Raw genomic sequence first — 14,834 nt, forward strand, 5'->3', positions numbered from 1 at the left:
GGAACCTCCGGGATACGTGACTGGGACGCCCAGAAGTTAGCTAAGCCTCAGCTGTTCTTCAACGACTGTGATCATCCCCTCCGGCCGTCTCGTGGAGCGACCCGTCGAACGGGAGTTCCGCGCGGACCGTCCAGCCGTCGCCGTCGGGGCCGGCGGTGATCGATCCCCCGACCGCGGCGGCCCGTTCGGCCAGCCCGGCCAGCCCGGTCCCGGCCCGCGCGCCCGGTGCCTGGCCGAGCGGCCGGGTCGCGGCGTCGTTGCGGACGGTGATCCGCAGCGGGCCGCCCGGACCGTCGGTCGCCAGCCCGACCCGGACCGCCGCTCCCGGTGCGTGCTTGATCGCGTTGGTCAGCGACTCCTGGACGATCCGGTAGCCGGTCAGCTCCACCGCCGCCGGCGCCTCGGCGGCGGGCGCGCGCTCGTCGTCCAGCCGCACGGTGAGCCCGGCCCGACGGGCGTCGTCGACCAGTTCGTCCAGTTCGGACAACCGGGCGGGTGCCGTCGGCGGGTCCACCGCGTCGCCGTCGCGCAGCAGCCCGATCATCGTGCGCATCTCGCCGAGCGCCGCCACCCCCGACGCGCGGACCGTGCCGAGCACCCGGCGCACCATCTCCGGGTCGGCACCGGGCTGCAGGGCCGCCTCGGACTGCAACGCGATCGCCGACAGCCGGCCCGCGACCACGTCGTGCAGGTCGCGGGCCATCCGGGCGCGCTCGGCCGCGATGGCGGCGTCGCGGTCCCGGGCCGCCGCGCGGGCGGCCTCCTCGGCGCGGGCCCGCTCGGCGATCGCGAGGTCGCGGTGCCGGCGCACCTCGGTGCCCCACAGCAGCGGGACCCCGATGACCAGCACCAGGTTGAGCAGGCTCAGCGCGGCGAGGCGGGAACCCTCCATGACGAGGGAGAGCAGTGCGACCCCGGCGATGGCCAGCGCGAACGTGGCGGCGATGGCCCGGGCGGCGCGCCGCGAGGGGTACACCATCGCGCAGTAGAGCAGGTCGGTGAACACCACGAGCGTGCCGAGGTCGGTCCGGCCGAGCCAGAACGGCCCGGCGAGCAGCGTGACGGTCCCGATCAGCAGCCCGACCGGGGCGAGTATCCGCCGGAGGACGACGGCGGCGCAGCCGACGGCCAGCACGAGTACCGAGGTCACGGTCGCCGGCGCATCCGGCGAGCCCCACCAGGTGATCCGCAGCTCGGGCAGCCCCCAGAGCAGCAGCAGCCCGAGCGCGAACCAGGCCATGGCCACACCCGCGTCCCGCCACGGCGACCCCTCGTCGCGGTTGGCCAGGAAGGAGATCACCGGCCCATCCCAGCACGACGGCGGTGGCGCTGCGTCCGACGAAGGAGGTACGACGGGATCGGTCGTGTGCCGGACGACCGGCGTCCCGCGCCCGGGCAGGCTCTGCCGGCATGGGGGATTCACTGCTCGCCGACCCACTGTTGTGGCTGATCGGCGCATCCGAGATCGGGTTCTGGGTGTTCCTGGCGGCCGGGCTGGCCGCGCGGTACCTGCTGCGCCGGGCGCGGCTCGGCGCCGCGCTGTTGCTGGGCGTGCCGCTGATGGACGTCGTGTTGATCGTCGCCTCGACCGCGGACCTGGCCGCCGGTGGCGAACCGTCCCGGGTGCACGGCCTCGCCGCCGTCTACCTGGGACTCACCATCGCGTTCGGACACTCGATGGTGCGGTGGGCGGACGCCCGGTTCGCGCACCGGTTCGCGGGTGGTCCGCGGCCGGTGAAGCCGCCGCGCGGCGGTCCGGCGCGCACACGCTACGAGTGGCGCGAGTTCGGCAAGGTCGCCGTCGCGTGGGGGATCGCGGCGGCCGTGCTGGCGCTGCTCACGGTGGTCGGCGGGCGGTCGTTCCCGGCTCTCGCGCAGTGGCCGGCCGACCCGATGTGGTCCTGGCTGGTCACGCTGTCGGTGGTCGCCGGGATCTGGTTCGCCGTCGGCCCGCTGTGGGCCACGGTGTTCCCGGGCTCGGACGAGCGGAGCGTGCGTAGCGAGCAGCGATGCTGACCGGGAGCCCACCCGTGTCCGAGCGCCGGCTGAGTGCACCGGACGTCCTGCGCGGCATCGCGATCGCCGGCACGTTCGCGGCGAACGTCTGGGTGTTCGCCGATCCCCGCGGGCCGGCCGCGGTCCTCGCCGGGTTCACCGACGGCTGGTGGGTGGACACCGTGCTGCGCTCGGCGGCGAACGGGAAGTTCCTCGCCCTGCTCACGCTGCTGTTCGGGATCGGGATGGAGCTGCAGTACCGCTCCGCGGTGCGGCGCGGGATGGCGCGGCCGGCGCGCTACCTGGCGCGGGCCGCGATCCTGTTCACCGAGGGACTGCTGCACTACGTGCTGGTGTTCGAGTTCGACGTGCTGATGGGGTACGCGATCGCGTCGGTGCTGGTGGCGTGGCTGGTCGGGCGTTCGCGCGGCATGCGGATCGCGGCCGGGGCGGTCGCGGGCGGGTTCGTGGTCCTGGTCGTCGGCGCGCTCACCGTCGCCGGGGGCGCGGGGGATGCCGGGGCGCTACCGCCGTACCCGCCGACCTGGACCGGGCAGTGGTGGGTCCGGCTCGCCGAGGCGGGCCTGTACCGGGCCGAGCTCGTGCTGATCGTGCCGTCGGCCGTGATGCTGTTCCTGGTCGGCTCGGCCCTGCTGCGTGCCGGGGTGCTGGACGAGGGCGGCGCCCGGCTGCGGCGCAACCTCATGGCCGTCGGCGCGGCCGGTGTCGTGCTGAACGCGATGACGGTGCTCGGCGGGCCGGACTGGATCCTCGTCGAGCGCTACCTGGTGGCGCCGGTGGTCGCCCTCGGGTTGCTGGCGCTGGTCCCGGCAGTGCTGCTGCGGATGCGCGGGACCGCCGGGCCGGTGCGGCGCGGCTTCACCGCGATCGGCCGGACCGCGTTGACCTGCTACGTCGGGCAGAACGTCGTCGCGGCGGTGCTGTTCCACCCCTGGGGGTTCGGGCTGGCCGAGGCGTTCGCCGGCCTCGCGCCACCGGTGCGCACGGTCGCCGTCGTCGGGGTGTGGATCGGTGTCATGGTGCTGTCGGCCCTCGCGGCGTCCGGCTGGCTGCGCCGGCACGACCGCGGGCCGGTCGAGATGGTCACCCAGCGGCTGCTCGCCCGCCGCGCCCCCGAACCGGTGCGTACGTAGTGCGCACCTGCGTCCGCACCGTCAGCGGTCGATCACGAGCCAGCCGCCGTGGTGCTCGGACACCTCGAACCGATGTCCCGTGCGCTCACCGATCCGCCGCAGGACCCCGGTGTCGAACACGCGCACGTGCCCCCACGCCGGGTTCGGCTCGTCCTCGAACGGGACCGCGACGACCACCCGCCGCCGCGCCAGCCGCAGCATCTGGGCGACCACCTCCTCGCCCTCGGCCTCGGGGAGGTGCTCGATGAGGTGCACGGCGAACACGGTGTCGGCGCAGCCGTCGGGCAGGGCGACGGCGCGGGCGTCCGCGACGTGGGTCTCGACGTCGGCACCGAGCTGCGGCGCCATCCGGGTCAGCAGGTCGACGGTGCCGCCGGTCACGTCGGTGGCGGTGACCCGGTGCCCGTCCCGCGCCAGCTGCAGGGACAGGAACCCGAAGCAGCAGCCCAGCTCCAGCACGCCCCCGCCGACCACGAGCTCCCGGGCGCGGGCGTGCACCGGCGCCATCTCGGCGTTCGTGCCGCCGGGCTCCGGCTCGCCGGCCAGCGCGTCGAGGGTGTTGCGGTAGAACGCCAGCCAGGCGTCGTCCGGGGCCCCGGGGTCCTTCGCCGCGCTCGCGACGCAGGCGACGAACGCCTCCTCGAACCGCTCCGGCGGCAGCAGCCCGGGCCGGACGAGGGTGCGGTCCAGCCAGCCGGCGAGGTCGTTGCTGAGCCGGTCGGTTCCGATCACGGGCGCTCCTGGACTGCGTGGGGGACGAGCACCCGACGGTAGGCTCCGCGGCCCGCCGCGCACCACGTCCCACGGGTCAGGCTCCACGTCCCACGGGTCAGGCATCGCGTCCCACGGGTCAGGCGGGCCTCAGGGATCGGGTAGCTGGAGCAGGCCCAGCCGCAGCGCGGCGACGACCGCGGCCGTCCGGTCCTCGACGTGCAGCTTCTCGAAGACCCGGATCAGGTGGCTCTTCACGGTCGCCTCGCCGATGGCGAGCTCCCGGGCGATCTGCGGGTTGGACGCCCCGCGCGCCACCCCGCGCAGCACCTGTTCCTCCCGTGCGGTCAGCGCGGGTGGGCGCGGGGCCCGGACGGCGCGGGCCAGCCGGTCGGCGGCCTCCGGCCCGAGCACCGTCGCCCCGGCGGCCGCGGCGCGCACCCCGGCCACCAGCTGGTCGGACGGGGTGTCCTTGAGCAGGTACCCGACTGCGCCCGCCTCGATCGCGCGCAGGACGTCGGCGTCGGTGTCGAAGGTCGTCAGGACCAGTACCCGGGCCGACCCGGCCGCCACGATGTCGGCGGTGGCCTCCAGCCCGGAGCGCCCGGGGAGCCGCAGATCCATCAGGACGACGTCGGGCCGGAGCTCCCGGGCGAGGCGCACCGCGGCCTCGGCGTCGCCCGCCTCGCCTGCCACCACGACACCGGCGGCGGACAGCACGCTGCGCAGCCCTTCACGGACGATCGGGTGGTCGTCGACGAGGAGCACCACCGGCCCGCTCACGGGCGGTCCCCGGCGGTCCGGGCAGTCTCCTCCGGGGCGGGCGCTTCCGGGGCGAGGGCTTCCGGGGCGAGCCCGGGGGGATCGGCCGGGCAGGCATCGGGGATCCAGGCGATCACCCGGCAGCCGGCGCCGGGGGCGCTGAGCACGGCGAGCGTGCCGCCGAGCTCGGTGGCACGCCCGTGCATCCCGTTCACCCCGAACCGTCCGGCCCGGTCGGCGGCCGGGTCGAAGCCGCAGCCGTCGTCGCGGACCTCCAGCCGGGTGCCGCCGTCGGCCCGGCGCAGCGTGACCGCGACCTCCGACGCCGCGGAGTGCCGCCGCACGTTGGCCAGCGCCTCCTGGGCGATCCGCAGTACCGCGAGCTCCCGCTCCGGGGGACACCGGCCCGGTGCGGGCGCGTCCCAGCCGGCGGTGTCGAGGGTCGCGCCGACCCCCATCGCCTCGCCGCACCGGGCGACCGACCGGGACAGTGCCACCGGCAGCGGGTCACCTGCCGGCGGTGCGGGCGGTGCGGCGCGCACCAGCGCCCGGGTCTCGGCCAGGTTCTCCCGGGCCGTCCGCTCGGCCAGGTCCAGGTGCCACCGGGCCGCCGCCGGGTCCCGGTCGATCTCCCCGGCGGCCGCGCGGACCAGCAGGGTGATGCCGGAGAACCCCTGGGCCAGGGTGTCGTGGATGTCGCGCGCCATCCGTTCCCGCTCGGCCAGCGCCCCCGCCGCCCGGTGCGCGGCGGCGAGCTCGGAGCGGGTCCGTTCCAGCTCGGCGAGCAACGCGGCACGCCGGTCGCTCTGCGCCGCGATCGAGGTGATCCACAGTCCGAGCAGGACGGCGGACAGGGCCGCCCCGCCGTAGAGCGCCAGGTAGCCGGGCCCGGGGGCGGCTCCGGAGAGCACCGTCCCGATCACCGTCACCGCGGCGACGAGGCCGATGGTGACGACCACCGCCGCGCGGGTCCCGAGCAACCGCCACACCATCGGGAACAGCACGAACAGCATGACCGAGCCGACCGGGGTCAGCGCGAACAGCGCCACCGTGGCGGGGACCGTGGCCGCCAGGTACGCCGCGCCCAGCCGGGACGGGGCGGCACGCATCGCCGGCGGTGCCAGCAGGGCGTGCGCCACGCCGATCACGGTGAGCAGCGCGAGCCCCGGCAGCGTCGGGGCGTCCGTGCCGGTGACCACCAGGGCGGCGGTCACCAGCACGAACAGGGCGAACGCGGCGTGCCAGGCCGGTTCGAGACGTTCCCACACGTGGGGGTCGGACCCGTTCATGTGCGCATGATCCTCCGGCCGGTGGGCCGGCCGGCTCCACCGATCGGTGGAGGCCGGGACCGGACGGTCGCTGGTGCCGCGGGTGCGGGCGGTGCGGCGAGGATCCGGGCATGCAGCAGAACGCACGCTCCGCCCCGACCGTCGCCGTCGTCGTGTCCATGGTGTTCGGGCTCGTGGTCGCGTTGCTCGCGGTCCTCGGCAGCGAGTGGCTGACGGTCGTCGCGCTGGTCGGGGGCGTGCTCGTGGGTGTGATGTGGGCCGTGCTCGGCCTGACCGGGGCGGGACGGAGCAGGGAGCCCCGGCCCTGACCCAGCCCTGATCGGGCCCCGGTCAGCGGCCGATCAGCTCACCCGCCATCTCGTTGGTGGTGCTCTCCAGGCCGGACAGGTCGCGGACGACCCGGACGCGGTCGCAGTGCTCGGCGTAGGCGGGCAGGTCGCAGCGCCCCAGGCCCCACGAGTAGCGGGGTTCCGGGGTCAGCCAGATCGTCTCCCGCGCCCGCCGGGTGATCTCGACGAACGCCTCCATGTTCGGGTCGTTGCCGTTGCCCCGCCCGTCGCCGAGCACGAGCACCGTGGTCCGCCGGGTGACGGCGGAGCCGTGGTCATCCAGGAACTGCCCGAACGCCAGGCCGTAGTTCGAGTTGGCGTCGACGTCGAGCTGGTCGCCCCCGAAGATCAGCCCGAGGGCGTGCTCGACGGGATGGTCGGCGAACAGGTCGGTCACCTCGACCAGGTCGGCCACGAACGCGAACGAGCGCACCTGGCCGAACAGGTCCTGCAGCCCGTGTACCAGGTGCAGGGTGAACCGGGCGGTGGCCCGCACCGACAGCGACACGTCGGCCAGCACGACCAGCCGCGGCTTGTCCTCCTGGCGTTGCACGGTGACCGGGGTGAACGGCACGCCGTCGTAGCGCATGTTCTTCCGCATGGTGCGCGCGGAGTCGATGCGCCCGCGGGGTGACACCCGCCGCCGGTGGGTCAGCGCGCCGTGCAGCGACTTGGCGAGCCGGCGCAGCGAGTCCTCCAGCTGCATCCGCTCGGTCTCCGACGCCCGGTCCACCTCGGCGACCCGCTCGGCGTCGTCGTGGCCCTCGACGATCCGCTGCTCGATCTCGAGCAGCTTCTCCAGGTGGGCCTTGAGCAGCTCGGGCAGGTTCTCCAGCACCCCGGACAGCCTGCGGCGCAGCGCCGCCGCGTCGTCCTCGGTGCCGCTCTCCTCGGCGACCTTGTCCTCCTCCGAGGTGAGCCAGCCCAGCAGGGCGTCCTGCTGGGCGACCGACAGGTCCGCGTCGACCTTGGTGCCCTGGGCCTGCGAGATGTCGCCGGGCAGGCCGCCGCCGGAGAAGCGGTCGGTCTCGATCTGGACCCGCTGGCCGTCGGTGACGTCGTCGGCCTGGTCCTTGGAGAGCACGATCTCGTCCGTCATCGACGCCATGTCGATCTTGTTGGCCTCCTGGTGCAGGTTGTACTGCTCGGCCAGGTCCTCCGGGTCGAAGAAGTCCCGGATGTCGGCCGGGGTGCCGTGGTCGTGACCTTCCTGGGGCGTCTCGGACGGCTCCTCGGAGAGCGTGAAGTTCTCGAGCGGGGCGTCGTCGGACATGTCGCCGTGCCCGTGCCCGTGGCCGTGGCCCGTGTCGTTCTCCCCGACCTTGACCAGCGAGAAGAACAGGTCGAAGACCTCGTCGTAGGTCGCCTCGTCGCGCCGGTCCTTCACCAGCGCGACGCGCAGGGCCTCCTTGAGCAGGGACCGGTCGGCGAGCACCCCGGGCTGGGCGGCACACGCCATGGCGTCCAGTGCCTCCGAGACCGAGATGCGTACCGACCGGATCCGCAGGAGCCGGACGAAACGGTGGATGCTCGCTTCCATACGGACCTCCCTCCGGTGCCGCCGATCAGACCGGGCGCTTGCGGGAGCCGCCGAACGAGCGGGCCCCCTGTCCCGGGCTCACCGGCCGCGGACGGGGGCTCCCGCCTGCTGCGGTCACGCCGCCGTAGAGCGAGTGCCGGCCGGGCTCGTCCCGGGCCGCCCGCTTGGCGCGGCCGTCGACGTCCCCGTCGTCCGGGTGGTCGGACCGCACGGCGCGGGCCGGCGGCGGGTCGTCGTGGGTGTGGTCGCCCTCGTGCCCGTGCCCATGGCCGTGACCGTGCTCCTCCACGACCGCGTTCGGGTCGACCAGGTGCGGGATGGCGTCGAGGGCCTTCTTGACATCCTTGTCGTACTTGACGACGACGGACACGGTGTCGGCGAGGATCTGCGGGTTGATCTCGTCGACGCCGAGCACGGCGAGCGTGCGGGCCCAGTCGATGGTCTCCGAGATCGACGGCGCCTTACGCAGCTCGAGATCGCGCAACCCGCGCACGACGGTCACGAGCTCCTCGGCCAGCTGGTCGGAGAGCCCCGTCTTCTTCGAACGCACGATCTCCAGCTCGCGCGCCGCGGACGGGTAGTCCAGGAACAGGTGCAGGCAGCGGCGCTTCAGGGCGGCAGCGAGGTCACGGGTGTTGTTCGAGGTCAGCAGCACGTACGGACGGTGCTTCGCGACGAACGTGCCGACCTCGGGCACCGAGATCTGGTACTCGCCGAGCGTCTCCAGCAGCACAGCCTCGAGCGCCTCGTCGGCGCGGTCCACCTCGTCGATCAGCAGCACGCAGGGCTCGTCGGACCGGATGGCCTCCAGCAGCGGGCGCGCGGCCAGGAAGCGCTCGGAGAAGAAGACGCTCTCCTGCGACCCGATCCGCTCGACGGCGCCGGCGAGGTCGGGGGCGTCGGCGACGACCTGCCCGATCTTCTCGCGCAGGATCTGGGTGTACATGAGCTGCTTGCCGTAGTCCCACTCGTAGAGGGCCTTGGTCTCGTCCTGGCCCTCGTAGCACTGCAGCCGCAGGAAACGGCGGCCGGTGACCACCGCGAGCATCTTCGCCAGCTCGGTCTTACCGACGCCGGCGGGGCCCTCCAGCAGCAGCGGCTTGTCCAGCCGGGTGAGCAGGAAGACGGTCGTCGCCAGGCGGGTGTCGGCGATGTAGCCCTGCTCGCGCAGGGCCTCGACGACCTCGTCGACGGACTCGAACGGGCCACCGGGGGCGACGGCGTCCGCAGCCTCGCTGGCGGACGGGAGGACTGCCTCGGACAAGGGAATCTCCTTCGCAGACCGCACCGGCTACGGGCGCGGAGGGGGCTCGCAGCCTGCGGGCCCACGCCCTCCGAGTGTCCCCGGAGCGGCGCGGGCCCGCAGTCTGCGAACTGGGCGGACTGGCCGGACGATCAGGTCAGGAGGTCGTCCAGGTCGCCGTTGATGGAGTGCTCGACGACCGGGCGGACGGTCTCGAAGGTGCACTCCTTCGGGTTGCCCGGCGTGCAGGCGTCGCCGAGGACGTGGTTGGTGATCCGGTCGACGTCCGCCGCGTCGCCGATGATCGCCGGCGAGTTCTCGTAGTACTTGGTCGGGCCCTGGCCCAGCCGGTTCTTCGAGTAGCTGCTCTGGGTGACGTCGGCGAACCGCTCCGGGATGCCCACGTCGCGCAGCAGCCGGATGGAGGCGGCCAGCGCGGCGTCGGCGGCCTGCGGCCTGGTCATGCCACGGGTGTCGACGCCCATCGCCTCGGCGATGTCGGCGAAGCGCCCGTAGCAGGCCGGCATGTTGAACGCCCACACGCGCGGCAGCGCGACGGCGTTGTTCAGGCCGTGGTGGGTGTCGTAGAACGCCGACACCGCGTGCGAGATCGAGTGGATGATGCCGAGACCGCCGGAGTTGAACGCCTGGGCCGCGATGTACTGCGCGTACATCATGCCCTCCCGGCCCGCGAGGTCCTGGCCGTTCCACACGGCCTGGCGCAGGTGCTGCGAGGTCAGCTTGACCGCGTGCAGCGCGTTGCCCAGCGACGGCTCGAAGTTCAGCCGCGACACGTAGGGCTCGGAGGCGTGCGCGAGCACGTCGAACCCGCACTGCGCGGTGAAGTCGATCGGGCAGTCGTAGTAGAGGACCGGGTCGTCGATCGCCAGCGAGGTCACCGACGCGTCGTCGAACGCCACGTACTTGTGGGGGTTGTCCGGGTCGGTCGTGGTGTCGGTGATGACGTAGGCCCACGAGGTCTCCGAGCCGGTGCCCGCCGTGGTGGAGACCGCGATGTGCGGCGGGTTGGCCGGGTTCTCGGACTTGTTGAAGCCCTCGAACTCGTTGACGTTGCGGCCGTCGTGGGCGACCGAGACGCGCGCGCCCTTGCACGCGTCGTGCGAGGACCCGCCGCCGATGGAGACGAACGAGTCGCAGTGGTTCTGCTGGTAGAGGCCCACAGCGTCCATGACGTTGTAGTCCTTGGGGTTCGACTCGACCTTGTCGTACACGACGACCTCGAGGCCGTGGTACTTCATCGACTCGACGATCTTGTGGACGATGTCGGTGCCGCGCAGGCCCGAGGTCATCACCAGGGTCTTCTTGAAGCCCATCTTCAGGGCCTCCGGACCGATGAGCTCGTGGGAGCCGGGACCCATGAGCGCCCGGGGGAACGGGTGGAACTCCTTGATGGGGAACGGCTTGAGCAGCTCGTCTACCTGCATGTCGGCCCTTTCGTCAGGCATGGGCGATGAGTCGGTACCGCACGCTAGGGCGACTGTGGCCGCGAGCACAGAGGTGATCGCGATTACCCCTCGGGCGTCCGGGCAGGAAGCCCCTACGAACGGAGGGGGCCGGGGGGAGGTCGCGCCCGCGTCCTCGCCTGGCCGGAACCCGGGCGCTGATCTGATATGTAGGCCGGTTTGTCAAGTGGGCAGGGTGAGGCGGTGTCCGCGACCGTCGTCGTGGACACCGCCTCGGTTGCCGGACGGGTGTGGTGGTGGCGAGCGTGTCGGTGTCGACGCGTCGTCAGTCTGATATGCGCGGGTTGGTTACCGCAGGACGGTCTGTTCGGCTCGAGCGGTCCGCGGGTCTAGAGATCGAGCGTGGCCCCACCTCCGCTCCCCGGCGACGGGTTGGGGGAGTGGGCTGCTCATAGGTCAGTCGCGGGTCTGCTCGCAGGCGCTGCCGTCACCACCAGTGGGCTCATCCGGACATCTGTGGTCCTCGCCGGGGTGGTTACTCGTCGAGGACGGCCAGCGACCAGGACCAGCCGGCGAGCTCGCGGGCGATCGCGGTGTTGGCGACCACGGCGCGCTTTTGGCGGGTGTCGAAGCCGGCCCAGCGGGAGTGCAGGCGCCGGTTCGCCCGTTGGGCGCGATCCCGCGCGGCCGGGCTCGCCTGGTCCTGACGGCGACGCAGTCCGACCCCGGCCCGCAGCGGCTTACGGTGGTGCCAGGCGGCCTCGATCAGCAGGCGGCGGGCGTGTCCGTTGCCTGTCTTGGTGATCGCGCCCTGCGACCGCGACGCCCCGGAGGAGGACTCGGTGGGCACCAGGCCGAGGTAGGCGCCGATCGAACGCCCGGTCAGCCGGTGCCAGTCCCCGATCTCGACGGCGAGCCCGAACGCGGTCAACGTCGAGACCCCGCGCAGGCAGCCCAGCCGGGTTACCACCGGGGTGAACTCGCTACTCGCGGCCATCTCGGTGATCGCGGCGTCCAGGCGCTCGCGCCGCGTCAGCGTGGCCAGCAGGGTGTCGTAGGCGATGTCGAAGGCCAGCCCCAGACCCGGCGCGGTGAACACCTCATCCCGGCGGCGCTCGCGCAGCCACTGATCGTGGATCCCGGTCCAGGGCTTACCGCCGTAGTAGACGATCCCCTGGCGCAGCAACAACTTCGAGAGTCGGTGCCGGGCCGACATCAGGTCCCCGCGCACGTCCTCCCGCGCCCTCACCAGGTCCCGCGCAGCTTCCTGTTCCACGCTCGGCACGGCGACCGCGACGATCTCGTCGAGGTGCAGCAACCGGGCCAGATGCCGGGCATCACGCTGATCGGTCTTGACCCGGTCCCCGGACGGGCGTTGCAGCTTCGACGGCGCCGCGACCTGGCATTCGATCCCCGCCGCGGCCAGGGACCGGGCCAGCCCGAACCCGGTCGGCCCGGCCTCGTAGGTGACCGCCACCGGGCCTGGCAGCGACCGCACCCACGCGGCCACATCACCGTGATCCGGGGTCAACCGACGCTCGAACAGCTCCCCGGTCCGCCCGTCGAGCCCACACGCCACGACCGAGCGCGCGTGCACGTCCAACCCGACACTCGTACGATTCGCACTCACTGGGGCCTCCCACATCTGTGGCTCTACCGCCAGGACCCACTCCTGTCGGCAACCCACGTTCACATGCGGGAGGCCTCAGCCCAGGCCTCCATACCGTCTAGGGTCGGACGCGTCGACGGTTCGCACCGCCCAGCAGGGGTGGCGCGAGGCGAGAGGGAACCCGGTGCGATTCCGGGACTGCCCCGCAGCGGTGAACGGGAACGACCGCCGTCAGGAGCACTGGGAGCGATCCCGGGAAGCGACGGCCAGTAGGCCGGGTGCGTGATGCCCATGCCCGTGAGTCCGAAGACCTGCCGTCGGTGCGTGCGCCGACCGGCGCGCGCTGATCCGTGGTCTCGAGGGAGGGCCGTGCGGACTCCGGGCATCCTCGTGCCCGGCGCCGTCGTCCTCTCCCGTGTGCCCGCGGATCACACACCGCGCTCGCGAAGGAGAGGGCCGTGAAGAACACGTCCGAATCCGGCACTGCAAGCACCGTGCTGGGATACCCGCGCATCGGGCCGAACCGGGAGCTCAAGCGGGCCACCGAGTCGTTCTGGGCCGGCCGCATCGACGCGTCGGCACTGCACGAGGTCGCCGCGGGACTGCGTCGCGACAGCTGGACCGGCCTGCGGGACGCCGGCCTGGGTCAGGTCCCCGGCAACACGTTCTCGTTCTACGACCACGTACTCGACACCGCGCTCGCCGTCGGTGCGGTACCGGCGCGTTTCGCCGACGTGCGGGACCCGCTGGAGCGGCTGTTCGCGATGGCCCGGGGGCGCCCCGGCGCACCGGCCTGCGAGATGACCAAGTGGTTCGACACCAACTACCACTACCTCGTGCCCGAGGTCGGGCCGCGGACGCGCCTGGCCCCGGGCAGCCGCAAGGCGCTCGAGGAGTTCAGGGAGGCCCAGCGCTGCGGCGTGCTCACCCGCCCGGTCCTGGTCGGGCCGGTGACGCTCCTGCTGCTGTCCAAACCGGCCGAGGACGCGCCGGAGGGCTTCCGGCCGCTGGACCTGCTCGGCCCACTGGTCGAGGTCTACCGCGACCTGCTCACCGAGCTCGCCGACGCCGGGGTGGACTGGGTCCAGCTCGACGAGCCCGCCTTCGCCGCCGACCGGACCGCGGAGGAGATCGCGGCGCTGCGCAAGGCCTACGACCGCCTGGCCTCGGCGCCGCGGCGGCCCCGGATCCTGGTCGCGTCGTACTTCGGTGAGCTGGGCCCGGCGCTGCCGGCGCTGGCCTCGACCGCCGTCGAGGGACTGGCCCTGGACCTGGTCGCGGGGAAGGCCGACCTCGACGGCATCGAGTCCGTCGAGGGGATCGAGCGCAAGGTGGTGCTGGCCGGGGTCGTCGACGGCCGCAACGTCTGGCGGACCGACCTGGACGCCGCGCTGGCGACCGCGTACGGGCTGGTCGGTGTCGCGGGCCGGGTGGAGGTCTCGACGTCCTGCTCGCTGCTGCACGTCCCCTACGACCTGGCGGCCGAGACCGCGCTGCCTGCCGACGTCGTGGACATGCTGGCCTTCGCGCGGCAGAAGGTCGACGAGGTCGTGCTACTGGGCCGGGCTCTGCACGAGGGCCGGGCGGCGGTCGCCGCGGAGCTGGACGCCGCGAAGGCGGTCCACGAGCAGGTGGCGGCCACGTCCCGGCGTGACGAGACGGTCCGTACCCGCCTCGCCGATCTGGGCGCGGACCACTACCGGCGCAGTGCGGGCGACGTGCGCGCCGAGGTCCAGCGTGACGCGCTCGACCTGCCCGAGGTGCCGACGACGACGATCGGTTCCTTCCCGCAGACCTCGCAGATCCGCACAGACCGGGCGGCGCACCGCGGCGGGGAGATCACCGACGACGAGTACGTCGCACGGATGCGCCGGGAGATCGAGCGGGTGGTGCGGCTCCAGGAGAAGATCGGCCTGGACGTGCTCGTACATGGCGAGCCCGAGCGCAACGACATGGTCCAGTACTTCGCCGAGAACCTGGACGGCTTCGCCACCACCGAGTTCGGCTGGGTGCAGTCCTACGGCTCGCGCTGCGTGCGCCCGCCGATCCTGCACTCCGAGGTGTCCCGGCCCGCGCCGATCACGCTCGAGTGGGCGAGGTACGCACAGTCGCTGTCGAGCTCCTACGTCAAGGGGATGCTGACCGGCCCGGTCACTATCCTGGCCTGGTCGTTCGTACGTGACGACCAGCCGCTCGGGGACACCGCGCGGCAGGTCGGGCTGGCGCTGCGCGACGAGGTCGTCGACCTGGAGGCCGCCGGCATCCGGATCATCCAGGTCGACGAGCCCGCGCTGCGCGAGCTGCTTCCCCTGCACGAGCGGGACCGGCAGGCCTACCTGGACTGGGCGGTGGACTCGTTCCGGATGTCGGTCGGTGGGGTCGCGGACACCACCCAGATCCACACCCACCTCTGCTACTCGGAGTTCGGTGAGGTGGTCGGGGCGATCGACGGCCTGGACGCGGATGTCACCACCGTGGAGGCCGCCCGGTCCCGGATGGAGGTGCTCGGCGACCTCGGGCCGGGCGTCCCGCGCGGGCTCGGCCCGGGCGTCTACGACGTCCACTCGCCGGAGGTACCGGACACCGACGAGCTCGCCGGTCAGCTGACCGAGGCGCTGCGGCACATCGGGTCGGAACGGCTGTGGGCGAACCCGGACTGCGGGCTCAAGACGAGGGGTGAGCCCGAGACCGTCGAGGCGCTGACGAACCTGGTCACAGCCGCGCGCCGGGTGCGCGAGACGGCGCAGACCACCGGCTGAGGCCGGTGAGCTCCGCGAC

Annotated in this window: 12 protein-coding genes and 1 riboswitch; of the genes, 4 read left to right on the forward strand and 8 right to left on the reverse strand. The window is 73.1% G+C overall.

Features of this window, described 5'->3' with window-relative positions; translation table 11 throughout:
* Positions 1 to 58: 58 nt before the first annotated feature.
* Entirely contained in the window at positions 59 to 1,300 is a 1,242-nt protein-coding gene (locus tag JOF36_RS40740; protein WP_210025391.1) for a sensor histidine kinase, read from the reverse strand.
* A 110-nt stretch (positions 1,301 to 1,410) separates the two neighbouring features.
* Here JOF36_RS40740 and JOF36_RS05835 point away from each other — a divergent pair, with 110 nt between their 5' ends.
* The gene (locus JOF36_RS05835; protein ID WP_210025392.1) at positions 1,411 to 2,016 is read left to right on the forward strand and encodes a hypothetical protein; all 606 of its coding nucleotides are present in this window, start codon (positions 1,411 to 1,413) and stop codon (positions 2,014 to 2,016) included.
* 14 nt (positions 2,017 to 2,030) lie between these two features.
* Entirely contained in the window at positions 2,031 to 3,149 is a 1,119-nt protein-coding gene (locus JOF36_RS05840; protein WP_307862231.1) for a DUF418 domain-containing protein, read from the forward strand.
* A 21-nt stretch (positions 3,150 to 3,170) separates the two neighbouring features.
* Here the strand turns inward: JOF36_RS05840 and mftM are convergent, their stop codons facing one another.
* From mftM to JOF36_RS05855, 3 genes are all read right to left on the reverse strand, one after another.
* A complete protein-coding gene (gene mftM, locus JOF36_RS40000; protein WP_210025394.1) occupies positions 3,171 to 3,881 on the reverse strand; it encodes a mycofactocin oligosaccharide methyltransferase MftM in 711 nt (236 codons plus the stop codon).
* Positions 3,882 to 4,010: 129 nt separating this feature from the next.
* Complete coding sequence (locus tag JOF36_RS05850; RefSeq protein WP_210025395.1) at positions 4,011 to 4,643, reverse strand: response regulator; 633 nt, start codon at positions 4,641 to 4,643, stop codon at positions 4,011 to 4,013.
* The gene (locus JOF36_RS05855; RefSeq protein ID WP_210025396.1) at positions 4,640 to 5,911 is read right to left on the reverse strand and encodes a sensor histidine kinase; all 1,272 of its coding nucleotides are present in this window, start codon (positions 5,909 to 5,911) and stop codon (positions 4,640 to 4,642) included. Before JOF36_RS05855 ends, JOF36_RS05850 begins: the two co-directional genes overlap by 4 nt.
* A gap of 110 nt (positions 5,912 to 6,021) precedes the next feature.
* Between JOF36_RS05855 and JOF36_RS05860 the strand changes: the two genes are divergently transcribed.
* Positions 6,022 to 6,219 carry a hypothetical protein gene (locus JOF36_RS05860; protein ID WP_210025397.1) on the forward strand — a complete coding sequence of 66 codons (198 nt, stop codon included), beginning with the start codon at positions 6,022 to 6,024 and terminating at the stop codon, positions 6,217 to 6,219.
* A 22-nt stretch (positions 6,220 to 6,241) separates the two neighbouring features.
* On the opposite strand, the gene JOF36_RS05865 is transcribed toward JOF36_RS05860, so the two are convergent.
* The 4 genes from JOF36_RS05865 to JOF36_RS05880 all read right to left on the reverse strand — a co-directional run bounded on the left by JOF36_RS05865 (position 6,242) and on the right by JOF36_RS05880 (position 12,077).
* Complete coding sequence (locus JOF36_RS05865) at positions 6,242 to 7,780, reverse strand: VWA domain-containing protein (protein WP_210025398.1); 1,539 nt, start codon at positions 7,778 to 7,780, stop codon at positions 6,242 to 6,244.
* Between the two features lie 25 nt (positions 7,781 to 7,805).
* The gene (locus JOF36_RS05870; protein WP_210025399.1) at positions 7,806 to 9,044 is read right to left on the reverse strand and encodes an AAA family ATPase; all 1,239 of its coding nucleotides are present in this window, start codon (positions 9,042 to 9,044) and stop codon (positions 7,806 to 7,808) included.
* Positions 9,045 to 9,175: 131 nt separating this feature from the next.
* The gene (gene mdo / locus JOF36_RS05875) at positions 9,176 to 10,468 is read right to left on the reverse strand and encodes an NDMA-dependent methanol dehydrogenase (RefSeq protein ID WP_210035177.1); all 1,293 of its coding nucleotides are present in this window, start codon (positions 10,466 to 10,468) and stop codon (positions 9,176 to 9,178) included.
* Between the two features lie 514 nt (positions 10,469 to 10,982).
* Positions 10,983 to 12,077: an IS110 family RNA-guided transposase gene (locus JOF36_RS05880; RefSeq protein ID WP_307862211.1), complete on the reverse strand. Its 1,095-nt coding sequence runs from the start codon at positions 12,075 to 12,077 to the stop codon at positions 10,983 to 10,985.
* Between the two features lie 99 nt (positions 12,078 to 12,176).
* A riboswitch (cobalamin riboswitch) is annotated at positions 12,177 to 12,389 on the forward strand.
* A gap of 125 nt (positions 12,390 to 12,514) precedes the next feature.
* Here JOF36_RS05880 and metE point away from each other — a divergent pair.
* Positions 12,515 to 14,815, forward strand: a complete 2,301-nt coding sequence (gene metE, locus JOF36_RS05885) for a 5-methyltetrahydropteroyltriglutamate--homocysteine S-methyltransferase (RefSeq protein WP_210025400.1) — start codon at positions 12,515 to 12,517, stop codon at positions 14,813 to 14,815.
* Positions 14,816 to 14,834: the final 19 nt, after the last annotated feature.

The sequence above is a fragment of the Pseudonocardia parietis genome, assembly GCF_017876315.1.
Taxonomy (GTDB): Bacteria; Actinomycetota; Actinomycetes; order Mycobacteriales; family Pseudonocardiaceae; genus Pseudonocardia; species Pseudonocardia parietis.